This window comes from Flavobacterium arsenatis (genome assembly GCF_031456785.1).
Classification (GTDB): Bacteria; Bacteroidota; Bacteroidia; order Flavobacteriales; family Flavobacteriaceae; genus Flavobacterium; species Flavobacterium arsenatis.
In genome coordinates this window covers 18,761-44,153 of the sequence record NZ_JAVDVI010000016.1, presented here as the reverse complement: position 1 = coordinate 44,153, position 25,393 = coordinate 18,761, and the positions used below count along the sequence as shown (strand labels likewise).

Annotated in this window: 16 protein-coding genes; 5 read left to right on the top strand and 11 right to left on the bottom strand. The window is 36.4% G+C overall.

Annotated elements, in window-relative coordinates:
• Window positions 1-22: 22 nt before the first annotated feature.
• The 9 genes from J2X31_RS15505 to J2X31_RS15465 all read right to left on the bottom strand — a co-directional run bounded on the left by J2X31_RS15505 (window position 23) and on the right by J2X31_RS15465 (window position 15,398).
• Window positions 23-706 carry a ComF family protein gene (locus J2X31_RS15505; protein WP_310027903.1) on the bottom strand — a complete coding sequence of 228 codons (684 nt, stop codon included), beginning with the start codon at window positions 704-706 and terminating at the stop codon, window positions 23-25.
• 83 nt (window positions 707-789) lie between these two features.
• Complete coding sequence (locus tag J2X31_RS15500) at window positions 790-5,178, bottom strand: T9SS-dependent choice-of-anchor J family protein (RefSeq protein WP_310027901.1); 4,389 nt, start codon at window positions 5,176-5,178, stop codon at window positions 790-792.
• Between the two features lie 188 nt (window positions 5,179-5,366).
• Window positions 5,367-8,495: a T9SS type A sorting domain-containing protein gene (locus J2X31_RS15495; protein WP_310027899.1), complete on the bottom strand. Its 3,129-nt coding sequence runs from the start codon at window positions 8,493-8,495 to the stop codon at window positions 5,367-5,369.
• 118 nt (window positions 8,496-8,613) lie between these two features.
• Window positions 8,614-10,278, bottom strand: coding sequence for a tetratricopeptide repeat protein (locus J2X31_RS15490; RefSeq protein ID WP_310027897.1), 1,665 nt, complete (start codon window positions 10,276-10,278; stop codon window positions 8,614-8,616).
• A gap of 59 nt (window positions 10,279-10,337) precedes the next feature.
• Window positions 10,338-11,198: a cupin-like domain-containing protein gene (locus J2X31_RS15485; RefSeq protein ID WP_310027974.1), complete on the bottom strand. Its 861-nt coding sequence runs from the start codon at window positions 11,196-11,198 to the stop codon at window positions 10,338-10,340.
• 118 nt (window positions 11,199-11,316) lie between these two features.
• Window positions 11,317-12,405 (bottom strand): biotin synthase BioB, encoded by a 1,089-nt coding sequence (gene bioB, locus J2X31_RS15480; RefSeq protein ID WP_310027896.1) that lies wholly within the window; start codon window positions 12,403-12,405, stop codon window positions 11,317-11,319.
• 154 nt (window positions 12,406-12,559) lie between these two features.
• Entirely contained in the window at window positions 12,560-13,009 is a 450-nt protein-coding gene (locus J2X31_RS15475) for a hypothetical protein (RefSeq protein WP_310027894.1), read from the bottom strand.
• A 137-nt stretch (window positions 13,010-13,146) separates the two neighbouring features.
• On the bottom strand, window positions 13,147-14,472 hold the full coding sequence (locus tag J2X31_RS15470; RefSeq protein WP_310027892.1) for an HTTM domain-containing protein: 1,326 nt from the start codon (window positions 14,470-14,472) through the stop codon (window positions 13,147-13,149).
• Window positions 14,469-15,398 (bottom strand): bifunctional riboflavin kinase/FAD synthetase, encoded by a 930-nt coding sequence (locus J2X31_RS15465; RefSeq protein ID WP_310027890.1) that lies wholly within the window; start codon window positions 15,396-15,398, stop codon window positions 14,469-14,471. The genes J2X31_RS15470 and J2X31_RS15465 overlap by 4 nt, the downstream gene beginning before the upstream one ends.
• Window positions 15,399-15,684: 286 nt before the next feature.
• Here J2X31_RS15465 and J2X31_RS15460 point away from each other — a divergent pair, with 286 nt between their 5' ends.
• From J2X31_RS15460 to J2X31_RS15445, 4 genes are all read left to right on the top strand, one after another.
• Window positions 15,685-17,934, top strand: a complete 2,250-nt coding sequence (locus tag J2X31_RS15460; RefSeq protein ID WP_310027888.1) for a reprolysin-like metallopeptidase — start codon at window positions 15,685-15,687, stop codon at window positions 17,932-17,934.
• A 124-nt stretch (window positions 17,935-18,058) separates the two neighbouring features.
• Window positions 18,059-19,606, top strand: coding sequence for a glycine--tRNA ligase (locus tag J2X31_RS15455; RefSeq protein ID WP_310027887.1), 1,548 nt, complete (start codon window positions 18,059-18,061; stop codon window positions 19,604-19,606).
• Window positions 19,607-19,709: 103 nt separating this feature from the next.
• Window positions 19,710-21,002: a M48 family metalloprotease gene (locus J2X31_RS15450; protein ID WP_310027885.1), complete on the top strand. Its 1,293-nt coding sequence runs from the start codon at window positions 19,710-19,712 to the stop codon at window positions 21,000-21,002.
• On the top strand, window positions 20,992-22,530 hold the full coding sequence (locus J2X31_RS15445; protein ID WP_310027884.1) for a DUF6770 family protein: 1,539 nt from the start codon (window positions 20,992-20,994) through the stop codon (window positions 22,528-22,530). Before J2X31_RS15450 ends, J2X31_RS15445 begins: the two co-directional genes overlap by 11 nt.
• Before the next feature lie 36 nt (window positions 22,531-22,566).
• On the opposite strand, the gene J2X31_RS15440 is transcribed toward J2X31_RS15445, so the two are convergent.
• Complete coding sequence (locus J2X31_RS15440; RefSeq protein ID WP_026706045.1) at window positions 22,567-23,076, bottom strand: acyl-CoA thioesterase; 510 nt, start codon at window positions 23,074-23,076, stop codon at window positions 22,567-22,569.
• Between the two features lie 85 nt (window positions 23,077-23,161).
• On the bottom strand, window positions 23,162-24,094 hold the full coding sequence (locus J2X31_RS15435; RefSeq protein ID WP_310027881.1) for an HU domain-containing protein: 933 nt from the start codon (window positions 24,092-24,094) through the stop codon (window positions 23,162-23,164).
• A 108-nt stretch (window positions 24,095-24,202) separates the two neighbouring features.
• Here J2X31_RS15435 and dprA point away from each other — a divergent pair, with 108 nt between their 5' ends.
• The gene (gene dprA, locus J2X31_RS15430; protein ID WP_310027880.1) at window positions 24,203-25,303 is read left to right on the top strand and encodes a DNA-processing protein DprA; all 1,101 of its coding nucleotides are present in this window, start codon (window positions 24,203-24,205) and stop codon (window positions 25,301-25,303) included.
• Window positions 25,304-25,393: the final 90 nt, after the last annotated feature.

Genomic DNA, 25,393 nt, shown 5'->3' with positions numbered 1-25,393 from the left:
TTAGAGATTTATTAGCAATACTTCACGAATGGGAATAGGCCATGGTTACGACGCTGAGTTTTGCACCCGGAATTTTAAGGATTGCCTTGCCACAAGCTTCAAGAGTTGCTCCAGAAGTCAGGACATCATCAACCAGAAGAAAATGCTTGTTGTGGTGGTTTTCGTTGAAAGTAACGTCAAAGATGGCTTCAGCGTTATCGGTTCTTCCGATGAGGTTTTTAAAGGTTTGTGTTTTGGAATAGATATTTCTGTGAAGCAAATTCTCATCATAAGCTATAGCAAGATTCTCCGAAAGCGATTTTCCAAAAGTGGTCACCTGATTGAAGCCTCTTTCTTTCAGTTTCCTTGGATGAAGCGGAACCGGAATAATTTCGTCAACGGTTTTCAGGATTTCAATCTTCTTTAAATCATCGGCATACCAGTTGCCAATCAAGGTGCCAATTTCCTCATGGCCATGATATTTCAAGCCGTGGATGATTTCCTGAACCATGCCTTTTTTATGGAAATACATAAAGGAGGAACCGTATTCAATTTTCATCCGACCGTAGAATTGTTTTGTAACTTCATTTTCTGGATTAAGGTGATGTGTGGTCAGCGGAATTTCATGTCGGCATTTGGCACAGATAACAATTTCATTGGTCAAGAGAAATGCATCGCAACCCACACAGGCTTTCGGAAAGAATAAATTGGTTAAGGCTTCTAGCATATCATTTTTTATCGAAATATAAATATATAAAAAAAGGCTGAAAGTAATGAAACCTTCAGCCTTTTAAGAATTAACCGATCAAATTATTCTTTAATCACTTTGAATGTTTTGTTGGTATTGTTGGCGGTAACTTTCACAAGGTAGGTTCCGCTGGCCAATCCTGACATATCAATTTGTGTTTGATTTGCATTGAATTTCTTTGTGATGATTTCCTGGCCTAATAGATTATAAACGGCAACATCAGTGATGTTTTGCTCATAAGATAGGTTCAAGATGTTCTTAACCGGGTTTGGATAATAGGCAAATTTCGAGTTATCGAATGATCCTGTTCCAAGATCCGATGTCCAGATCACGTTATCAACAAACATACTCACGAAAGCAGAGGCTCCACCGTTTAAACGTAATCCGATGTAAGTATCCGTTCCTGCATAGTTGGCGAAGTCAGAAACTGATTGTGTCCAATCGCTTCCAACCGTAAAAGCTTCTTTAAAAGTAAATACAGCATTTTCAGTATTGTCGCTCAAAGTTCCTACCTCAATCTGACATGGAGGACCAGCATGAGAGAAAGCCAATTTATGAGTTCCAGCACTCAGGTTAGAAAGTTTTGGCAATACAAGAATTTGATCGTCTTCAGCAGTAGAAAGACCTTTAGTGATATTCATAGTATGCGGAGTTGTTGGAGCACCATCCATGAATCTAACGCCAATAGAATCAAATGTGTTTTCAGAAGGACCTCTTAAAATAGCTGTCCAACATTCTGGAACAGTATCTATAGCGGTAGTGTCAAAATTTTCGTTTACTTCTGAAACAGCAGGACAAGCTTCGGTAACAATTGGTTCCCAAACAACATTATCTACATAAAGAGCTCTGTTTCCTTGAAGTGCAGAATGGCGGATACCGATGTATAAGTCTGAACCATCATAGTCAGAAAAATCAATTGTATATTGAGCATAAGATGAAGTAACATCAATCGTGGTGAATTCGGTAAACACGGCTTCGTTTGTATTGGTATCTAAAGTTCCTATTTGAATACCAGTAAGGTTATTTTGACCTTTCAAAAACAACGTCAGTTTATGTGTTCCATTGGCTAGATTGTCCATTGGAGGTGAAACCAAGATGATATCGTTCGAAGCATTATACCCACTGTTGAACATCGAGATGTTATTTGGAGCAGAATTTGGACTCAATGCAATATTGTTTACAGAAGCAAAATTTTGAGCATTGAAATCTCCTCTAATGATTTTAGACCAACAAGATGGCAATGAAAAAGCTGGAGTTGAATCGAAATTTTCGTTGAATGAAGTTCCAGGAACACATTTGGTCATGAAAACTTTAGGACCCACCCATTCTCCATTGTTATCCTCACATAAAGAACGAACCCAAACATTATATTGTGTATTTGGAGTCAATCCTTCAAATTGATGTTCTTGCATGTTTGCCGTTTCACTTATAATTCCCAAATCAGCATCAGTAATATCCGATGTAGCATAGGAAATTTCCCAATTGTCAGTGAGTTGTTCTCCCATTTCCCAAGTTGCAAAAGCGGTTTCTGGTGTAATGTCAGAAACTTCAACGTTGATTACACTTGGACATAATGGAGCTACTTCCCAAACAACATCATCAATATGAGCATAGCTGTTTGTTCCGTTTTTGCTCAAACGAATACCAATATATTGGTCTGTTAGTTCAGTCCATTGTGTGAAATCTACAGTATATTCCACAAAATTGTTAGTAAGGTTAATCTCTTCTATAGCAGTAAAGACAGCATTTGGAGTATTTAGATCCAAAGTTCCAACTTCAACCGAAGAAGCATTATGAAAAGAACTAAAGAAACGCAAACGGTGTGTTCCTGCACTAAGATTGCCAAGATTTGGCGATACTAGGATAACATCATTATCATCAGTTTGATTCTGGTTGTACATTTCAACTGATTTAGATGGTGTATGTGCATAACTAGTTGTCACTTTTGCAAAAGCTGTTCCTGTTGTACCTCTAACGATAGAAGTCCAACAAGCAGGAAGTGAATTGTTGGCTACGGCATCAAAATTTTCGTTTAAAGCATTTGTTGGAAGACAATCCGTTTTAAAGAAAATCGGACCGATCCAAGCTCCTTTGTCCGTTCCACAATCAGAACGTACCCAAGCAGCATAAGAGGTATAATCTTCAAGGCCGGTAATTTCCTTAATTGATTCATCAGCAGCAATAATATCATCGGTCAGTGTAGATGGATCTGTTGTATCAGGAGCACCGTAAACGATTTCCCAAGCATCTTCAGTACCGCTTTCTTCCCAAGAAATTGTGGCAGAATTTGGTGTAATGCTTTCTAAAACTAAACTCTGAACATCCGGACAAGCAGGCGAAACTTCCCATTTAACATTATCAATGTAGGTATAGCTGTAAGCCGCAGTATTGTTTACACGGAAACCAAAATGAGTGTCATTTCCTTGATAAGCAGAAAAATCTACTACAAATTCTTGATAGCTGTTGGTAACGGTTATGTTTTCTAAAGATGTAAAGATAGCCGTGCTAGTTGTATTGTTTAAAGTACCAACTTGAAGATTTCCGTTTCCTCTGACAGAAAATTTCAATCGATGTGTCCCTGCTCCAACCTCAGTTGAGTTTGGCCCTACAAGGATAACATCATTGTCAGTATCAACTGTAATATAAGCCCCTGGAGTGATTATCGCCGCATTTGGAGCAGATGATGAACCGGAAGCAGTTACAGAAACGCCAGCACTTGTATTGCCACTAGCTCCTCTAATGAACGATGTCCAGCAATCTGGCAATGCAGGTGCTGTAACACTATCGAAATTTTCATTTAATCCGCTTATTGAATAACATTCAGATTTGAAAGTTGTAGGCCCGAACCATGAACCAACACCGCTTTCACAAGTACTTCTAACCCAAACGTTATAGTGTGAATTGGCAATCAAATCCGTCAATTCTATTGAAGCATTTGCTGTTGTGGAAGGAGTTAAGGAATTAGGATCGGTTGCTCCAGACACTAAATCATAAGCGACTTCAAACCCAGTTTCTCCAGATTCTGCCCAACTTACAGTGACAGTTTCTGGTTGAATGTTTCCGACAGCAATCTCGGTTACATCTCCACAAGCTGGAACTGGTTCCCAACGAATGTTGTCTAAGCTAACAGGACTGTAATCCGAAGGTGCATTTAATCGGAAACCAATATAAGTATCAGTGCCTGTGTAGTCTGAAAAAGATACGGCATATTCTTGATATTCAGTCGAGATTTCGATTGTTGCATTTGGAAGCGGTGTAAAAGTAGCGTTGATGGTATTGTTGTTTAAAGTTCCGATAACCAATCCGCTTGTATTATTTGAATCAGCATAAAAACGAAGACGATGTGTGTTTGTGGCAAGGTTGCTCAATTTTGGAGAAACCAAGATGATATCGGCTGCATTTCCTGTTGTGCCGTTAAATAATCGGGCACTGTTAGTTCCTGTAAAAGCTTCTCCTTCAAAAGTTAAAGCAGTTGTGCTAGTTCCAGTACCGGGACCTCTAACTATAGACGACCAGCAAGCCGGTAGAGAATTGACAGGAGTGGTATCAAAATTTTCAGTAAAACTGGTTTGGGTATTGCATTCTGTTCTAAAAGAAGTTGGATACGACCATTCTCCAGCAGTACCGTCACAAAAGTTCCTTACCCAGATGTAATAAAGCGTATCGGCTTCTAGACTATTCAGCATTGCCGGATTACCAGATCCCGTTGGTTCAGTAGAGGAAGTTGGAGCTTCATTTGTTACTGAAAGATAGTATTGGCTGCTATTGTCTGGTCCTTGGGCACCATTAGTCCAAACAACCACTGCAAAATCATTGGTTGCAACTACTGCAGTCAAGAAAAAAGGAGTAGGGCAAGATTGTTGGATACCGCTAAAAATAATGTTAGGCAAGAAATTGATAGCGTTTCCGTTTTGAGGACTTTCCAGATTTGGCAGCGTACCGTCGCTTTGGTAAATCATAGAACGGTTATCTGCTAACTCGTGCGAAACAAACATGTTTGTCCAAGGATCATAAGGAGTCGATAGCTCTGCAGTTGCAACTATCAAATTGTCGGTACCATTATAGTTAAAAGGTGTTGTAAATGTAATTGAGGCCCATCCTGGACCATTAACAACAATTCCTCCTTGATAAACTTCCGTCAGGTTGGAAGTTGCTTCCCAATCACTGCCGGAATTAGAGAAAGCACTTTTTGTTGTATGGCCCAAAAACACTTTGAGGTTTTGACTATTAGGAATGCTGCTTCCAGCAGGACCGCCATACAACCAAGATATTCCAGTAATTTCTCCAGCTGCATTGATTTCAGCGGCTGTGTAAATAGATTGTGAGTAGGAATACCCATAGTTGGGATTGATGGGGAGGTTTTTTAAGGTTGAACCGTTTCCGATAAGCACCTGTCCTTGACTTTGGAACATTGCCAGAAAGAGAAGGAGGCAAAAAGTAATTTTTTTCATTAGAATTAAGGTTTTTTGATTTTTTAAATTTTCCGAAAATCAATTTGCAATACCTAAATACTAACAGGAAAAAACGTGACAACCCTAAGGTAAAAAACGTGATTATATTTAGTCTCAATCGGTTATATAAAACAAAAAAAGGCTGAAAGTCTTGCACAGTCAGCCTTTTCCGATATTAAAAAAAGAAATTATTCTTTTATAATTTTTATAGTTTTTGTTTGATTTTCAGAATAAACCTTAACAATATAACTTCCAGTTGAAAGATTAGAAGTGTTAATTTGAGCAGAATTTGAGTTGAATTTTGATGCAATTACTTCCTGTCCCAAAATATTATACACCGAAACGGATGTAATATTTTGATCATAAGATAAATTCAAAACCTCTTTTACAGGGTTTGGATAGAAAGAAAAACGATTGCTATCGAAACCACCATTTGATAATTCAGGATCAATTTCCCAAACAATATTGTCCATATTAACAGATTTATATTGTTCTTCTGAATTCATTCTGAAACCAATTCGAGTGTCGGTTCCGGTATAAGATGAAAAATTAACGGTATATTCTTCATAAACATTGGTCAATTCAATTGCTTCAAAAAAGGTAAAAACATTATCATCGTTAAGTGTTCCAACATCTAAATTGGCCACATCAAAATGACTGGCAAAAAATCTCACACGATGTGTTCCTGCCGAAAGGTTAGAAACTACTGGGGAAGCCAAAATGATGTCAGCCGTAGATGGAGCTCCAGCATTAGATATTTCCACTCCGATTTCTCCTTCATAAGGTTGCCAAGTTACTAGGCCAACACTTGCAAATCCTATATCTTCTCCTTGAAGGATAGCACTCCAGCAAGAAGGAAGATCTGGAGCAATTGCAGCTTCAAATGTTTCATTAAATGAAGCAACAGCTTCACAAGGGGTTCTAACAGAAAACGGTCCAATCCAAGTCCCATTTCCATCTGCCTCTCCACAAACTGTTCGTACCCATATCTTATAGAGTGTGTTGCTGTTTAATCCTGAAATTTCCGTACTTGGGATAGTAAGTATTTCAGAAATGATAGCATCATTTGGATCTGTTACAGAGCTAAGCCCATAAGCAGTTTGCGATTGAGTGGCTCCATTTGTAACCCATCCAACAGCTAAAGTTGTAGTGCTTAAAGCAACAACATCAATATTGGTCACGTCCGGACAAGCTGGAATTGGTTCCCAAACAACATCATCAATATATAGGTTTTGATTGGAAGTGGATACATTGTATCGGATACCGATATAAGTGTCTGTTCCGTCATAAGAAGAAAAATCAAAAACATATTCTGTCATTCCTGAATTAGAAACATTTATGGCTTCAAAAGAATTGAATTCGGCAGAAACACTATTACCGGCCAAAGTTCCGACTTGTACATTACCTGTTCCCTTTGCAAAAAATTTCAAACGATGGGTTCCGTTAGATAAATTCCCAAGGTTAGGTGTAACTACAATCATATCATCTGTTGGCGAAGAATTTGGAAAACCGGTATAAAAATGAATACTGTTTTCTCCTGAAGTAGCGGTGTCATTATATCCGGCAGTAATCGAGGCATATGGTGAAAGGGTTTCCCCTCTTAGAATTTTAGACCAGCAGGTTGGCAAGTTTGTTCCAGCAGTGGATTCAAAATTTTCATTGATGCTGTTTATAGGTTGGCAAGCCGAGCTGAAATTGATTGGTCCTATCCAATAGGCCAATCCGTCACACACAGAACGCACCCAAACAAAATAGTTGGTTTCGGCGGTCAGTCCCGTTAGTAAAGCTGTAGGTTCATCAGTAACATTGATTACAGGAGTCAGTGTAGATGGATCGGCAGTTGCAGATTCACTATACACCACTTCCCATTCCGTTACATCTTCCTCGGATGTCCATGCAACTGTTGCAGTGGTTGTAGTTGCTATGGGAACAATCACATTTGAAACATCAGCACATGAAGGGGCTGTTTCCCAACGGATATTGTCAATATATCCTAAGAAATTATCATCTGAGGTATTTAATTTAATCGCGATGTAAGTATCTCCAGTAAATCCAACTTCAGTAAAATCAATTGTATATTCTTTAAAAGCATTTGTAGCACTTACGGATTGAACTTCCGTAAAATTCGAATCTGATGTGTTTCCATCCATTGTTCCTACAGAAAATCCTCCTTGCGAACTAAAAGAATGTTTAGCATAAAATTTCAAACGATGTGTATTGTCTGCCAGATTTGAAACTATTGGTGATACTAATATTAGATCAGAAGTTGCATCGCTGCGATAAAATTCAATAGAATTTCCTGTATATCCATCTTCATTGGTTACCGTAACACTTCCAGAAGGAGTAGTATTTGCATTATAAACGATAGTCGACCAGCAAATAGGAACAATTCCTGTTGAAGCCGAATTGAAATTTTGAAAAAAGGAATCTGTAGGTTCACAATCGGTAATAAAAGAAGCCATGTTGGACCAAGTTCCAGGACCTGACTCACAAATATCCCTTACCCATACATAATATTTAGTACCCGACAATAAACCACTAGACACAACTGCCGTTTCGCCAGATGAAACACTTCCGGTTGGTTCAGTAGTTGCAGTTGGTGCTGTATTGTTGGTGCTAATATAGTATTGTGATCCTCCCAAAACTGGGGCATTAGAACTCCAATATAAAGTAATACCACTAGTGGTTGGTTCTTCGGCCAACAGATTCATTGGTTTTGGACACGCTTGATTAATTCCATCAAAAACCACATTAGGAACAAAGTTGATCGAAATCCCTTCTTCCGGATTTTCCGTATTCACCGCTTCTCCCCAGCTCGAATAAGTGATAGATCGGTCGCCTGTAACTTCATAGGCATAAAAATGATCTTCCCAGCTGTCCGATTCAGCACTATTTTCTTTTACAGCAACAACTAAGTTATCTGTTCCGTTGTATGAAAATTCAGTGTTGAAATAAATAGTAACCCATCCGGATCCATTTGCATAAATTCCCCCAGTGTAAACTTCTGTTAAGTTTGCAATGGGCTCCCAATCGCTGCCAGAAGAAAAAGAAGTCTTCGTTGTGTGTCCTAGATAAACCGTTAGTTCTTGGCTTCCTTCAAGATTCGATGAGCCTGCAAAATACCACTGTATGGAATTTATGTTTCCAGTAGCTGAAATTTCCGAAGATAAATAAATAGATTGTGCATAGGAATAGGGAGTGCCAGGCTCATAAGGAACTCCTTTTTCAATTGCTGTTCCATCTCCCAATTGCACTTGTGCCAGGCCGCTAAAAGCAGTAAGAACCAGAAGAGCAAAACAAAATGTAATTTTTTTCATATGGTTGGTTTTTTATTTTCTAAATGTTCAGAAAACGCCAACTATTATCAAAAAATAAAATCAGACAAAGCGTGACATACTATCAGACAAAGCGTGAAGGCAGCAATAAATCAAGTAATCAGATGGTCGCCAAATAGTCATAAAGACTGATGTCATCTGGAATTTCCATCTTTGCAGAAATCCGTTCCTTGCGTTTTCGGCAGGATTCAGGAGCGATATTGAGCATCGAAGCAATTTCCTTGGTGCTCAAATTCATATAAATATACGATAGAAAACGAATATCATTTGCAATTAAATTCGGATGTTTGGATTTTAGTTTGTTAAGGAAATTTTGATTCACCTCTTCAAAATGGGTAATAAAACTGTCCCATTCGTTATCGGTTTTGAGATGCGTTTTCAAAGTTTGGATATGATTAACCAATACATCTTGGCTGGAAACCTGTGGCAACTCTGAAAGTTCCGACAAAACCTCCTCAATCATTTGGTTTCTTCCAGAAAGGTATAAGGCTTTCGCCGATAATTTCCGGTTTTTTTGTTCGACTTCGTTTTTTAGTCGCTCTTGTTCGAGCATCGAAATTGCCTTTTGTTCGTTGAGTTGTTTTTCCAATAAAAGCAAATCGTTCTTTTCCTTTTCGAGTTCCAATGCAAGGATTTGCTCGTTTCGTTCGGCTATCAATTTTTTCTGTTTGTGCTTCACCGAAAGGTTTCTCAAGATCCAAACGATAAAAATCACGACAATAATTATAATGGCAATGATGGAATAGAACATTTTTCTTTCACTGCTCAACTTGGCTTCATTCAGCTTGATTTGGTTTTGATAATTCTGAATTTCAAATTTCACCTTGCTGGTTTCATACAGCTTTCCGTTTTTAACTTCGTTTAGTTTTGATTTCGAATCCATAACAGAATCCTTGAAACTAAAAGCCAGATCATAATTTTTTTTCTTGAAATTGATTTCCGAAAGCAATTCAAACGCAGTAATTTTAGTTTCAATATTCGGATTTTTTCCCAAAATCAGATTGACATAAGTTGTTGCTTCATCCAAAAGGTTGTCCTTTATGTAGGATTTTGCAATAACGGTAGTCAAAGAAATATCAGCTTCATAAAAGCTTAAATCCTTGGTGTTTTCAATGAGATGTAATGCTTCCTGACGTGCTTTTGTGGCTTTTCCTTCGTTTAAATCACATTGAATGAGGCCTACTTTTGCCAAAATAAGAAAATGTTGCCCATCTACCAAAAGCGGAAGTGCTTCGTTAAAATAGGTCCTTGCCAATTTTGAATCTTTCTGTTCGTTGGCGAGGTTGCCTAAATTCATGGCATAAAGACCAATTTTTAAACCGTCTTCGTTTTGCTTGGCAATATCGTAGGCCTTCCTGAAATATTCTTTTGCTTTTTCGTAATTAAGTTCTTTTGAATAAAGAATGGCAATATTGTTCAAAACAATCATTTCAAACTTTGGATCCAACTCTTTCAAGGCAATCGAATAGGCTTCGATGTAGTAATTCAGGGCTTCGCCATATTCCAAAAGCCTGTAATAATTGGCTCCAATATTGTTTATGGCAAGAAAGCTCTGCTTGTGCCAACGGTTTTTTTCGGCCAAGGTTCGGGCTTGGGTCAGGAATTCCAGGGATTTTATATATTGGTTGTTGTTTAAAGCAGTTACTCCAGCAACAATAAGCGAATCGCATTTTTCAATGGTACTGGCTTTTGAGGGAATACTAAAAAAAAGACAAATCAGGACACTGAAAAACCAATACCTGAACCGCCTGTTGCTTGTAAACATAATGGGGAAATATTTGGTCAAATATAGTGAGAAGTAATGAAATGGAATAAAATAGATTTTCAGGGTTGGATTTTTTTATTGGTGTTGGTAATTGCCCTTTCATTTTTGTAATCAATCCAATTCTGTCCTTTCCATTTCCGCATCAGGCTGTCGTAATTCCGCATTATGAAAATGTTGTAAACTGCTTTAGATAAATTTCCAAAGCTTCTAGGAAAAGCCCTCAAACTCATTGAAAATCCTGGAGTTAAGTACTTCATATAATGCCAATAGCCTTCCGGCATATACAGCATTTCGCCGTGTTTTAAATTGCAAACAAAACCTTTTGCATGTTGCAAGGCTGGAAATTTTTCAAAATCAGGATGGTCAAAATCAATGTCTTCTCTCGAAATCAAGGAATGGGGAATCTTATACATAAATTTTGATTGGTCCTGTGGGAAAATCATGCACCTTTTTTCTCCATGAAAATGAAAATGCAAGATGTTTGAATAATCAATATCATAATGCATAAAGACTTTTGAATTTTCGCCTCCAAAAAATAACATCGGAAGTTGCCTGATGAGATTCAAACCGATATTTGGCCACTTGAAATCGTCCTTTAGTGAAGGAACTTCCTTCATTAAATTGTATAAAAATATCCTGTAACTGGTGGGTTTTTCTTGTAATAAATCAATATAGTCGGACATTTTCATTTTGGCATGGGCCTCATTGAAGCTTTCCTTAAAAGAAACAGGTCTGTCGTCATAAAGCGGGACAACCTTGTCGCCGGCAATTTCCTTCATGTAGTTGAGGTTCCATTTTTCGAAAGCCGGCCAATCGCTGGTGAGTTGCTCGACCACAACTGGTTTTTGTTTCTTTACATAATTCTGGTAAAAATCTTCTTTGGAAATAGTTTTTACACGCTCAATTTGGGTTAGTTGCATTTTCATACAGTAGCGATTAAATAAACTCAAAAAAAATGCTCTTAACTTTGAGTTAAGAGCAAATTTATAAAAGGTTTATTTTACTGTAAATGAATTTAACAAAAGTAAAAGAAATTAATTATGCCTTCAATTTTCCAGATGCTTCCAAGTTTCTTTCGATTGTGTGTCCTGGACGCGACCATCTTGGTTTTTCGCCCAAAGGCTGAAACTGTGAATCTTCTGCTTCAACTGTTTCAGGTTGTGATACTTTTGTAAACGGTTTCTGCGGAATCAATCCAAGCATTTCAAACATTTTCATGTCTTCGTTCACGTCTGGATTTGGAGTTGTCAAGAGTTTGTCTCCTGCGAAAATAGAATTTGCTCCAGCAAAGAAACACATTGCCTGACCTTCACGGCTCATGTTCATTCTTCCTGCCGAAAGGCGAACTTGCGTTTCGGGCATGATGATTCTTGTTGTGGCAACCATTCGGATCATTTCCCAGATTTCAACTGGTTTTTCCTCTTCAAGAGGCGTCCCTTCAACGGCAACCAAAGCATTGATTGGCACCGATTCTGGTTGTGGATTTAAGGTTGACAAGGCAACGAGCATTCCGGCTCTGTCCTCGATACTTTCTCCCATTCCGATAATTCCGCCACTACAAACCGTAACATTGGTTTTACGGACGTTTTCGATGGTTTGCAAACGGTCCTCGAAACCACGGGTTGAAATCACTTCTTTATAATATTCTTCAGACGTATCCAAGTTATGATTGTAAGCATATAGTCCTGCTTCTGCCAAACGTTGGGCTTGGTTTTCTGTAATCATTCCGAGCGTGCAACACACTTCCATATCCAGTTTATTGATGGTTCTCACCATCTCTAGAACTTGGTCAAATTCTGGTCCGTCCTTAACGTTTCTCCAGGCAGCTCCCATGCAAACACGAGATGATCCGCTTGATTTTGCACGTAAAGCTTGAGCTTTTACTTGGCTAACCGACATCAAATCATTTCCTTCAATTTCGGTATGATAACGTGCAGCTTGAGGACAATAGCCACAATCTTCAGGACATCCACCGGTTTTGATTGATAATAATGTAGAAACCTGAACTACATTTGGGTCATGGAATTTCCTGTGAACCGATGCTGCTTCGAAAAGCAAATCCATCATCGGCTTGTTGTATATCGCTATAATTTCTTCTTTAGTCCAGTTGTTTCTTGTGATACTCATACCTCATTTTTTAATGCTCCAAAAGTAGGCAATTCCAGTTTAAGTAGAAAGTTTCTTTATTTAAAGTTTAAATTCTGAAATATTCTAGAAAATAAAAAAGGTTTATAAGATGAAATTCCCATCGTTATAAACCCTCTTCAAACAAAAAAAGTTTCTAATTTACTTTATTGATCACTTCAACTTTGTCTTTCCACCACTGCATCAAACAGAACGATATGATGATAGATGAGGCAACAGACTCAAATAATAATCCTATGCAATAGTAATAGATGTTGGTGTCTCCTCCGAAAAGAAATCCTTTTGAAAGTGTTTCAAGATAGGCTTCTCCTCCTCTGTAATAAATGTAGCCTAATAACGTGGCAATACTTAAAAGTGCACCAATCATCGAAGTGGTTATGGCTGAAATCAAGTGGCGATTATAACCTCGAATTCCATCTTTATAATTCATCTGAATGGTTCGGTTCACACCAAAGGCAACAATAAAAAGATTGAGTACTCTTAAATAGAATTCATCGGCCAAACCAAGGTATTCTAAAATTAAGAAATATATACCTATACCTAAAAAGATAATAAATCCATTTGCAAATTCTCTAGATAACTTCATAACGTTTAATTTTTTGTTTTTAGCAATAAATAATCAAATTTATATTTACTAAAAGTACAAAATAATCTTTTTGAAAGCTATCTTTTTTTGCGGATTTAATAAAATTTTAATAATTGAGAAAATCGGTTCCTGAGAGGCTATCTCACTATATTTCCTTGAGAATCATAGAGTAAAATCCATTCGTTGTGGAAAAAATAATCCCATTTGGCAAGAGCCATATCGGTTTCAGGATCAATCAAAGTTTTGAATGTACCTCCATTAATGGATGCGTTTGAAGAAACATAAATACTCACATCTGTTCCTTTGGAAGCAAACTCTTTCTTGATGATTTGTGCCATCTGCCAAATTCCATCTGGATTAGAGCCAACAAACCCTCGCTGTTTTGGGGTTAGCTTTTTCATGTAATCATACGGAATTTCCATTTGTGTTTTCTTGTCGATGATCTTGAAATTGGTATATCCTTGGCGTTGCCTCAACATCATTCTCCAGCTCAATCTATGTCCTTCTTCGGTCCATAAAACATCTCCTTTTATAAAATGATGGCGAATGGGAAGAATGAGTTGGAGGATGAAAAACGGAACAAAAAAGTAGAGTAATACAGATTTATTTCCGATGACAGGTTCTGAATATTCGACCGGAATTTTTTTCTTGAAAAAAAGGCTTCTGATTTTTTCTGGCGGATAAAAAAACACTATAAAACTCAAGGCAAAGAAAGGAAAGATGCCAATCTGCAAAAAGATCGCATTGAAGATATGAAACGATATTGCAGCAAGAAAAGCGATTGTTCGGGTCTTTCTCCAAAGCAAAAGAGGAACAATTAGCATGTCGAAACCAATACCGGAATAGGCAATAAAAAGATGAAACCAATGCTGGCCGAACAAATCCTTGAACGTTTCGAATTCCGTATTCGACAATATGATTTTAGTGAAGCTTCCGTCTAGCCATCCGGGATAGAATTTTGCAACAGTGGCAAAAAAGTAAACAATGGCAACTTGAAAAATCATCACAACCGAACACCATCTTGGCATTGTATGCTGCAGTATTTCGGGTTTGTTTTTTACATCGAAGGAGGCATATTTATTCGCAGGCAAAAACAGCATGATCAGGCAAACCAAAATCAAAAGATAGTAATGATTGTTGTAGGATGTTTTTTGCATCAAATAGACACCCGTCCATAAAAAAGTAAATAAACCAAGCGAAAATCTGTACTTGTAGCCAATCATTATCAAGGTGCCACAAATTCCCATGAGGCAGAAATAAACATACATGCCATAGCCTGGAAGCGGCTGAAGCCATTCCATCCCGATGTGCGAAAATGTAAATTCGGGTTCAATGAGCACTCTTTTGACCCAACCAGTAAGAATAGCGCCAAAAGTTTCGGCAGCCAGAAGAAATCCTAGAAAAATCCTGAAGATAATCAGCGGTGCATTATCTATGGGTTCAAAGAGCTTCTTTAGCATCATTTTTTGTTTTTGATGAATTCCAATGAAGTTGTTTTGTCTAGAGCCAATTGTTCTTTTAACTTCTCGACAGATTCAAATTTTTGTTCAGAACGGATTCGATTCAAAATAGAAACTTTAATTCCCTTGTCGTATAAATCTCCATCAAAATCAAAAAAATGAATTTCAATGGTTTGATGCTGTCCGTTTACCGTTGGATTGAAACCGATGTTCATCATTCCGTAAACCTTTTTGTCATTGATTATGCTAGAAACCACATAAACTCCATTGAGTGGAATCAGTTTATAATTTTCCTTGATTGAAAGATTTGCAGTTGGAAAACCGATGGTTCTTCCCAATTGTTTTCCTTTTACAATTGTTCCCGTAAGGAAGTAATCATAGCCTAAATAATCGTTTGCCAATTGAATGTTGCCATCCAAAAGCGAGTTCCTGATTTTTGTGGAACTAACCGAAACTTCATCAATTTCTTGGGGAGAAATCTGTTCGACTTCAAAATTATATTCTTTTCCAAAAACAATCAGGTCATCGATATTGGCGGTTCGGTTTCGGCCAAAACGGTGGTCGTGGCCAATAATTATTTTTTTGATGTTGAAGATGTCAACCAAGATGTTTTTAACGAATTCTTCAGCCGTTAATCTTGAAAAAGCTTTGTCAAAGGGATGAATAACTAAGTTGTCTAGCCCATTTTCTTCTAACAGAAAAGCCTTTTCATCAATGGTATTCAATAATTTAATTTCAGAATCGCCTTGTAAAACCATCCGAGGATGCGGAAAAAACGTAAGTACAAGAGATTCGGTATTTTCATCGGTATTTTGCACCAACCGTTCTATAATTTTTCTATGACCAATATGAACACCATCGAAAGTTCCAAGCGTGACGATGGTTCCAGAAGTTGTTTTGAAATCTTGTATTGAATTAAAAATCTTCAAAATTTTGGTTTTTAGAGTGGTGCAAATTTAGGGGTATGTGGCGAATAAATAAAATGAATGTTAGTTTTTTAGGTGTGAACGGCAGTATTAACTGTTATAGGTTAATAATACAATGTGTTTTAGCTATGAAACAGAGGGTTTTTTGTTAAAGTTCAAGTTGAAATATAGTCAACAAAACCTTCAAAAACATGAAAATGTGTTAAATAACAGAGTTTTTGTATGTATGAAAATGAATTAAATGTTTTAAAGTCTTAATTTTGCTTAATCAAGAAAATATAAATATATTATGAAATCAAAATTACTAGTAACCGTAGTAGCCATTCTAACCTTTTCTTTTGGGAACTCTCAAAACGATCTTTGGAGTAACATATCAAAAGAACGCATTAACGAATCTGATAAATTAGAGCGAGTTTCTATTCCATCCGAATACCAAGTTTTTCAGTTGGATTTAGAAGGTTTAAAAAATCAGTTAAAAGCAGCACCATCAAGAGACTTTAGCAATCCTACAGTTTCAAATGTAATTGTTGCTTTCCCAAATGCTGAAGGCAATCTCGAAAAGTACAGGATCTATGAATCTTCTGTTATGGAAGCAGAGTTGGCTGAAAAGCATCCTGAAATTCAGTCTTATGTAGGTCAAGGAATTGATAATCCAACAGCAAGAATTTATTTGACCACAACTCTTTTTGGGTTGCATGCAATGACTATTTCGAGTGAAGGAGCTTTTTATGTAGATCCTTATACCAAAGACTTGAATAATTATATTGTTTACAATAAATCAAGTTTGACCAATCCAAGAAACTTTGTATGTAAAACCGAAAGTGGTCTGGAGAACAGTACAATGTCAGAGGAGCTTGAATCGCAAGAACCAGTGGCATTTGCAAATGATGGTCTTTTTAGAACTTATAGATTAGCGATGGCATGTACTATAGAATATGCAGCTTATCATGTAAATCAAGCGGGACTTAATGCAGGAACAATAGACCAAAAAAAGGCCGCAGTTTTAGCGGCAATGAATGTTACGGTTTCCCGTATGAACAGTGTTTATGAAATAGACATGTCTCTTCGAATGGTTTTGGTTGCAAATAATACTGATATTATTTTTATCACTTCGGATAATTTCAATAATAATGATGATGAAACTTTAATAAATCAAAGTCAACAAGTAATTAATAGTACAATTGGATCCTTAAATTATGATATAGGTCACACAGTTAGTACAGGAACTGCAGGTCTAGCAGCATCTCCTTCAGTTTGTATTTTTGGAAACAAAGCGAGAGGAATTACAGGTTCTACTTCTCCGGTAGGAGATCCATATGATATTGATTATGTTGCACATGAAGTAGGACACCAATTTGGAGCTTCTCATACGTTTAATAATTCTTGTGGCGGTAATAGGTCTGCAACTTTTGCTGTAGAACCAGGTAGTGGTTCTACAATAATGGCTTATGCAGGAATTTGCCCTTCTAATGTTCAGAATAATTCAGATGCTTATTTTCATGCAGTAAGTATAGCGCAAATGGTTTCTCATATTAGTAGTCCAAGCGGAGGATGTGCCATAGGTATACCAAATGGGAACAGTGCACCAGTTATTTCGCCGATAAGCAACTATACCATACCAATTGGAACTCCCTTTGTCTTGAGAGGTAACGCAACAGATGACGAAACCACTTTGACCTACTGTTGGGAACAAACAAATGCTGGAGCCAACGTTTCATTGCCAAGTGCAACTACAACTTTCTCTAATCCTAATTTTAGATCAAGAATGCCATCGGTATCTCCAAACAGATATATGCCAACCTTGCAATTTATTTTAGCAAATATTTTGACAAGCCCCGTTAGTTGGGAAGTAATACCAAATGTTGCAAGAACGATGAGTTTTGCTTTAACCGTTAGAGATAACCAATTAGTTAATGGAGGACAAACTTCTAGACAAAATATGAATGTAACATTCAATGCTTCTGCCGGACCTTTCAGAGTAACATCTCAGAATACATCAGGAATTACGTGGACAAATGCACCCCAAACGATCACTTGGAATGTTGCCAACACTACAGCGGCACCAGTAAGTACTGCAAATGTAAACATCTTGTTATCTACAGATGGCGGATTGACCTATCCAATAACGCTGGCAGCTAATACGCCAAATGATGGAACAGAAGTAATAACTGTTCCAAGTGTTGCTTCTTCAACTTGTAGAATAATGATTGAAGCGGTGAATAATATATTTATTGCAGTAAATTCAACACAATTTGCTGTAGATAATAATTTGAGTACCGATGATTTCGGATTGAAAAATTTCAAATTATATCCTAATCCAAACACAGGAAACTTTAGCATCGAATTCAATTCTTCAACTTCAACTGATATCAAGATTGCAGTTTATGACATCAGAGGAAGACAGATTTTTGATAAAACCTATCAAAATACAGGGATGTTTTCTCAGAATCTGCAGTTGAACAACGTTCAATCAGGAGTTTATTTGGTTAACATCAATGATGGAGACAGAAAAGAAACCAGAAAGATTATCGTCAACTAATCAGTCTAAATCATAGAATCAAGCCGTCTGGAAACAATTTCAGACGGCTTTTTTTATTTATAGCAAAGTGTTTTTCAAGTCTTTTTTGTTAAAATTCAAACCGTTTTTATATTTTTGCACCACTATGGCAAAACAAGAAGATTTATTTAAGAATGTAGTTTCGCATGCAAAAGAGTACGGATATATTTTTCCGTCAAGCGAAATTTATGATGGTTTGAGTGCAGTTTATGATTATGCACAAAACGGAGTAGAGTTAAAAAAGAACATCAGAGAATATTGGTGGAAATCGATGGTTCAGATGCACGAGAACATTGTGGGTCTTGATGCCGCAATCCTGATGCATCCAACCACTTGGAAAGCTTCAGGTCACGTTGATGCCTTCAACGATCCGTTGATTGACAACAAAGATTCTAAAAGAAGATACAGAGCCGACGTTTTGATTGAAGATTATGCAGAAAAACTCAATCAGAAAGCCGAAAAAGAAATAGAAAAAGCAAGCGTTCGTTTTGGTGAAGCCTTCAACCGTGAGGAATTTGTCACTACAAATGCCAGAGTGGTGGAATATCTTTCGAAGAAAAAAGAAATCCTGGAAAGAATGGCACGTTCTTTAGGAAACGAGGATTTGGCAGATGTAAAAGCTCTAATTGAAGAACTAGAAATTGCCGATCCTGAAACCGGTTCAAGAAACTGGACGGATGTTAAGCAATTCAACCTAATGTTCGGAACAAAATTAGGTGCTTCTGCAGAAAACGCAATGGATTTATACCTTCGTCCGGAAACAGCCCAAGGTATTTTCGTAAACTTCCTAAACGTTCAAAAATCAGGTAGAATGAAGATTCCTTTCGGAATTGCCCAAACAGGAAAAGCGTTTAGAAACGAGATTGTTGCAAGACAATTTATCTTCCGTATGCGTGAATTTGAACAAATGGAAATGCAATTTTTTGTGAAACCAGGCGAAGAAATGAAATACTACGAATACTGGAAAACCACTCGTTTAAATTGGCATTTGTCTCTTGGTCTAGGAAAAGAAAATTACCGTTTCCACGACCACGAAAAGTTAGCACATTACGCAAATGCAGCAGCCGATATCGAATTTAATTTCCCATTCGGATTTAAAGAATTGGAAGGAATTCATTCCAGAACCGATTTCGATTTAAAAGCACACGAAGAATTCTCAGGTAAGAAAATGCAATATTTTGATACCGAAGAAAATAAAAATTACACTCCTTATGTAGTGGAAACTTCAGTAGGTTTGGATAGAATGTTCTTGGCAGTTTTCTCCAATTCATTAAAAGAAGAAACTTTAGAAGATGGTTCAACAAGAACAGTTTTGCAATTACCTTCGGTTTTAGCGCCAACAAAAGCGGCTGTTTTGCCATTGGTTAAAAAAGATGGATTGCCTGAAGTAGCCCGAAACATCATCGAAGATTTAAAATGGGATTTCAATGTGGCCTATGATGAAAAAGATGCAGTTGGTCGTCGTTACAGGCGTCAGGATGCTCTTGGAACACCATTTTGTATCACGGTTGATCACCAAACTCTGGAAGATAAAACGGTTACCATTCGTCATAGAGATTCTATGAAACAAGATAGAGTTGCCATTTCCGAATTGAAAGGAATTATAGAAAATGAAGTTTCGATGAAAAACTGGTTGATGAAAGCCAAAGTGTAATATACATCAAAAGGAATAATAGGAAAACGGAGATTTAGGTCTCCGTTTTTTGTTTATAGTTTTTTTATCGCTACTTTTCGCACACAAAACACAAAAGAGGTTTATGAAGAAAATCTATTTTTCAATCCTACTGTCTTTCTCCTTCCAATTGATTTTTTCACAGCAAATTCTTTTGGATACATTGGATACGGCTTATAAAAAGGAATTAGAGTCTTTTTACCTGGAACGTTCAACACACACATTGGCAGAGATAGACAAGATCGCCAATCGCAAAGTGAGATCGGAAATGAAAGCTATCTTTTTAGAAAAGAAAAAAGATTTTCTCAAAGATGTTCAGGATGGAAAATTTGTTTATCATAAGGAGTTTTCGAAGCTGATAGATGAAAAATTTGAGGAAATTAAAAGAAGTAATCCTGATGTAAATTTTGATACTATCAAGATTTTATTAAAGCTTGATGAAAGTATAAATGCATATAATGTTGGCGAGGGAATTGTAATTTTCAATCTGCCGATGTTGATTAATGTTAATGATGAATTTGAGATTAGCTATATTATTTGTCACGAAATTGCACATCAGCATTTGAACCATGTTGCTAAATCGCTTCAAGATAACATTGAAAAAAGCAATTCGCAGGAAATAATTGAGAAGACGAAACAAATTAAGAAAACGAAGTACAATAAGGCGACTTTGGCCACAAATGAAATAAAGAATTTCGTTTACAAAAACCGGATATTTAGTAGGGCAAATGAACATCAGGCGGATTCGCTCGGATTCGTTTATTTTAGAAAAACACATCCAGAATATGTCCACAAATCAATAGAGACTTTGAAGATTCTGAAATTCATTGACAAAGAAAAAGATTCGCTAGCCAAATCCGATTACATTAAAATTTTTGAAAATACCGCAATCAATTTTGATGAAAATTGGTTGGAAGACAATATTTTAGGAAGTTATAATTATCAAAAGAACAGTAAGATTTGGAATATTGATTCCCTCCGAACACACCCGGATATTGATGTTAGGGTTCAATATATAAAAGATAATTTTAAAATCGAAGAAAAGGAAATCGCACAGTATAGCAAGTTGAAATACCTGGATCTAAAATCAGATACAAAATATGACGAAATTTTCATGTTGTATTATTTAAAAGAATATGGCAAATCGCTCTATCAAACAATGATTTTATTGAAGGATGATAAAGAAAATGGCATACTCAAAAAAATGATGTATGATAATCTATCCAAAATTGAAACATATAAACAGCAGTATAAGCTCAATAAATGCCTACAGACAGAATCGCCTAAATTTTCAAATAGTTACAACACATTCCTAAGCTTCATAAGAAATCTACGAAAAACAAATTTCAATCAAATCCTAAGTTACTATGAATATTAAAAACAACATAATAGTATTATTTTTCATCACATTTATTTGTTCGATGACAATGGAGGCTCAGATTCAAAAGATGAGCGATTTGTCGGAAAACAAATACCTTGGCCTCACTACGATTTATGATGATAAGGGAGATGATGTTTGGGGTTATTTGTCTTTGTATCAAAAAGATAAAGTCGAAAAGAATTTTTTAGAGCTTGAATATGTCATTTTAGATAAAAACTTAAACCGAGTGGGATCAAATACATTCACTCAATTTTATGTTAATACTTGGCTCATTGATGTTTATCCTTCAGTTGGAAGAGCCTTAAAAAAGCAAAACATACTTTATTTAAGTATTCATTTTTCAGGATTTAGGGATGTTGGAAGTATGTTTTTTAGGAAAATTAATCTGGATGATTTTTCAATATCCGATTGTGAAGTAGTGGAAGGTTCACAAAAAAAACAATTTACAGATGATAAAACTTTTGGAAAATTGAATAAAATACAGTCCTTATATTCTTTAGGCAGATACGGCTATATCGGTTATAACGGAAAAAATAAATCAGACCGATATGGAAATTTTTATTTAGATGTTTCGGATTTTGAAGTGTATGACATAGATTTAAATAAAAAGTGGAGTTTGGTTTATGAAAAAACCAAAAAAATAAAGGAAGAGTATGCAGTTGCTAGAGTTTCAGAAAAGTATTTGGTACTGCAAAAATCTGTAAAATCTAAAGAAAATAAAAACAAATGGCATTCAACTTTAGAAGTTTATGAAATCAATAATGGAAACAAAATTCTCACAATAGAAAGAAAGGACAATGAATATCTCTATGCCGAAGATCGGTTAGCAATTAAAGATGATCAGCTAATAATCTATGATATGGTTTTCAGCCATAACAAAAAAGAGGAACGTAATTATAATAGCATTTTAGGTTACTCGAAACGAGAGTATGATTTAGTCAGCAAGACACTAACAGATCAAAAAACACTAAAATGGGAAGCATTCAAAGGACATTTAAACATAGACCAATTTGGCAAAATTGATGGTGATTTTTACATTCATCCAACTGGAATTACCACTACCTCCACAGGAAAAACCGTTATGGTATATGAGGGTTTTAAGCCAACTAGAAACACCCATATTTTAGACTTGTATATGGTGGAATTGGATGAAGAATTTAAAGTGAGATCGTTTTTGAAAATCAATAAGTTTAAAAACAAAATAAACAAACTTGAAGCCTATGGAAAATATTTGCAGAGCAATGGCTATTTCGATTACTTGTATGCTCAGAAAATAAAAGGAGATGATTATGCCTACTTCTATCAGGATAATGAAAAAGAAATGGGATTGCTAACCAAGTTGAAAGCAAATAATTGGGTTCTGGGAATTGTTACTTATTCAGAGGGTCAATTTTCTCTACAAAAGATCAATTTAAAAACAGGAGAAGGAAAAATATCTACCATGAGTGCAAAAAATGGCTATATTCTACTTAGAGAAGTGACCGATAAAGAAACAGAGTTGCGACTGGAAAAAATAAATTACTAGGAAAAAAACGGAGACCTAAATCTCCGTTTTTTTGTACTATAAAAATAAAGCTTTAAGTTCCGTAGCTTCAGATGGTTTCATCTTTCCTGCCAAAACCAAGCTCAATTGTTTTCTTCTCAAGGCGGCTTCGAAACGCTCTTTCTCCAATTCTGTTTCAGGAACAATTGGAGCCACTTCCACAGGTCTTCCAGTATCGTCAACGGCTACAAAAGTATAAATCGCTTCGTTTGCCTTGTTTTTATTGCCAGATTCCCTGTCTTCAATCCAAACATCAATATAGATTTCCATTGAGCTTTTAAAGCTTCTTGAAACTTTTGCTTCAACAGTAACAACACTTCCAAGAGGAATCGCACGGTTAAAAGCCACGTGGTTTACAGAAGCCGTAACCACAATTCTACGAGAATGTCTTCTTGCGGCAATACTTGCGGCACGGTCCATTCGGGCCAATAATTCGCCACCAAAAAGATTGTTTAAGGGATTGGTTTCACTTGGCAAAACCAAATCAGTCAATATTGTCAAGGAATCTGAAGGATGTTTCGGGGACATAAGTTTTTTTTGCAAAGATAAATACGTTTCAAATAGAAATCCCGATTTGTATTGAAATTATTCAGACAAATCGGGATTTCTATTTTTATAAATCTTTAATCAGCAACCAAGCTTCTTTGTTTTGTGTCTTGTGAATCTCTGCCATCGCTTTTTGTGATTCCGCATAAGTTGAATAGCTTCCGTAAAGTACCGGAAACAATCCGAATTTATTCTTTTCGAGCCTTCTAGATTTGAAACCTTCCTTGCTCAAACGCTCATAAATTCTTTGAGCATTGCTTTCTTCTCTAAAAGCTCCAGCAACAATATGATAGGAAAGTTTTTGTTCCTTAACGGTCAATTTCACATTTGGAAGCGGACTTTCGATAAAAAAAGTAGCTTCTTGAATCTTGTCTTCAACCTCTTTTTGTACTTCGGTTTGAACTAATTTGGTTTCTTCAAGGACTCTTTCTTCATATAAATTAGCTCCAAAAATTCCAGCAACTCCAAGTCCAACCACAAAAACTGCGGCGTATTTCAAATAAGAATAACTTCGAGTTGTGGCCGTTTCAGGAATTAGAACGATCGGTTCTTTCTCTTCAAAAACAGGAATTTCTTGAACGATTTCTCTTTTTACCAAAGGAGAAACAAAAGAACTCAACCCAAAAGATGCCGTATGATAATTGATGTGATTCGATCCTTCAAAAACCAAACTTCCCTCGTGGTTCAAGGAAACAGTTCCTATGTTTTGCAACACGATACTCTGATTGTTCAAAAGCGCATTCTTCCACAATGAAACTTCCTTCTGCATGTCTTGAACCGCGGTTTCATAGGAAGTTTTTTCCATTTGAGAAATATGAGTGGCAAGAAGACCGTCGTTATTTTTCAAATAAGAATTAAAGGAAACCAATTTTTTTGGAGGATAGAAAGCATTTGAACTTTCATCCCATTGAGCCGATTGGATTTCGGTCAAAAAAGCACCAAAACCAGGAACGGTAACGCATTGGTATCGGTATAAAAGTTGTGATATGTAGTGTTCCATCTTCATAGCAACAAAGTTAGATATTAACCGAGGCTATCAAAATTTTATCAACAAATTTTATTAACAATTTAAAAAAAATGTCTTTAATTTGAACCTCAATTATTTGCCATGAATGAACAGGATTTATTTTACGTATTAGCACTTCAAAAAGTAGAATTGGTAGGCGATATTGTTGCTAAAAAGCTAATCAACCACATCGGAAATGCTCAAGATGTGTTTAAAGCGAAGCCTTCTCATTTGTCTTCAATTGATGGAGTGGGAGCTATTTTGATTCAAAATTTAAAAAATGAAGCGGTCTTTAAAAAAGCCGAGAAGGAACTCAAATTCATCACCGATAATAAAATTCAAACCGCTTTTTTTCAGGACGACAATTATCCTGAAAAACTCAAGCATTGTATTGATGGTCCTGTTTTGCTCTTCACTTCTGGAAATATCAACCTTAATAAGAGAAAAATCATCAGTATTGTCGGAACCCGACAAATCACACCTCAAGGAACAGAATTCTGCAAGAAGCTCATTGCTGATTTAGGACCTTTAGACCCAATTATTGTGAGCGGTTTTGCTTATGGTGTTGATATTGTTGCTCATCAAGCAGCCATAGAGAATAATCTCCAAACAATTGGCGTTGTGGCTCATGGTTTGAACCAAATTTATCCAAGTGCTCATAAAAAATACGTTGCCAAGATGGAGGAAAATGGAGGTTTTATGACCGAGTTTTGGAGTTCATCTAACCCCGATAAAGAAAACTTCGTTAGAAGAAACCGCATCGTTGCAGGAATGTCCGAAGCTACAATTGTCATTGAATCTGCCGATAAAGGAGGTTCGCTCATTACTGCTAATATGGCAAACGATTATAACCGTGATGTTTTTGCCGTTCCCGGAAGAATCACTGATAAATACAGCCAAGGTTGCAATACTTTAATCAAAATCCAAAAAGCAAACTTACTTACTTCGGCAGCTGATTTGATTTATATGTTAAATTGGGATATTGAGGAAAAACCCAAAGCAATACAAAAGCAATTGTTTGTTTCCTTGGATAATGATGAACAAAAAATATATGATTTCCTTCAAAAAAACGGAAAGGAATTGCTTGACATTATTGCAATTCAATGTGATTTCCCAATTTTTAAAATCTCAAGAATTTTATTGAATATGGAATTGAAAGGTGTTGTTCGTCCTTTACCAGGGAAATTATTTGAAGCGATTTAAAGTCAAACACAAAGACACTAAGATTTTGCACAAAGAGCACAAAGAGCACAAAGAAATTTAGGATAAAAAACGCTTCAATTTATTGAAGCG

Bases quoted from the DNA above. Each gene is read 5' to 3' on its own strand.
- J2X31_RS15505 (WP_310027903.1), bottom strand. From the start codon at position 706: ATGCTAGAAGCCTTAACCAATTTATTCTTTCCGAAAGCCTGTGTGGGT.
- J2X31_RS15500 (WP_310027901.1), bottom strand. From the start codon at position 5,178: ATGAAAAAAATTACTTTTTGCCTCCTTCTCTTTCTGGCAATGTTCCAA.
- J2X31_RS15495 (WP_310027899.1), bottom strand. From the start codon at position 8,495: ATGAAAAAAATTACATTTTGTTTTGCTCTTCTGGTTCTTACTGCTTTT.
- J2X31_RS15490 (WP_310027897.1), bottom strand. From the start codon at position 10,278: ATGTTTACAAGCAACAGGCGGTTCAGGTATTGGTTTTTCAGTGTCCTG.
- J2X31_RS15485 (WP_310027974.1), bottom strand. From the start codon at position 11,198: ATGCAACTAACCCAAATTGAGCGTGTAAAAACTATTTCCAAAGAAGAT.
- bioB (WP_310027896.1), bottom strand. From the start codon at position 12,405: ATGAGTATCACAAGAAACAACTGGACTAAAGAAGAAATTATAGCGATA.
- J2X31_RS15475 (WP_310027894.1), bottom strand. From the start codon at position 13,009: ATGAAGTTATCTAGAGAATTTGCAAATGGATTTATTATCTTTTTAGGT.
- J2X31_RS15470 (WP_310027892.1), bottom strand. From the start codon at position 14,472: ATGATGCTAAAGAAGCTCTTTGAACCCATAGATAATGCACCGCTGATT.
- J2X31_RS15460 (WP_310027888.1), top strand. From the start codon at position 15,685: ATGAAATCAAAATTACTAGTAACCGTAGTAGCCATTCTAACCTTTTCT.
- J2X31_RS15455 (WP_310027887.1), top strand. From the start codon at position 18,059: ATGGCAAAACAAGAAGATTTATTTAAGAATGTAGTTTCGCATGCAAAA.
- J2X31_RS15450 (WP_310027885.1), top strand. From the start codon at position 19,710: ATGAAGAAAATCTATTTTTCAATCCTACTGTCTTTCTCCTTCCAATTG.
- J2X31_RS15445 (WP_310027884.1), top strand. From the start codon at position 20,992: ATGAATATTAAAAACAACATAATAGTATTATTTTTCATCACATTTATT.
- J2X31_RS15440 (WP_026706045.1), bottom strand. From the start codon at position 23,076: ATGTCCCCGAAACATCCTTCAGATTCCTTGACAATATTGACTGATTTG.
- J2X31_RS15435 (WP_310027881.1), bottom strand. From the start codon at position 24,094: ATGGAACACTACATATCACAACTTTTATACCGATACCAATGCGTTACC.
- dprA (WP_310027880.1), top strand. From the start codon at position 24,203: ATGAATGAACAGGATTTATTTTACGTATTAGCACTTCAAAAAGTAGAA.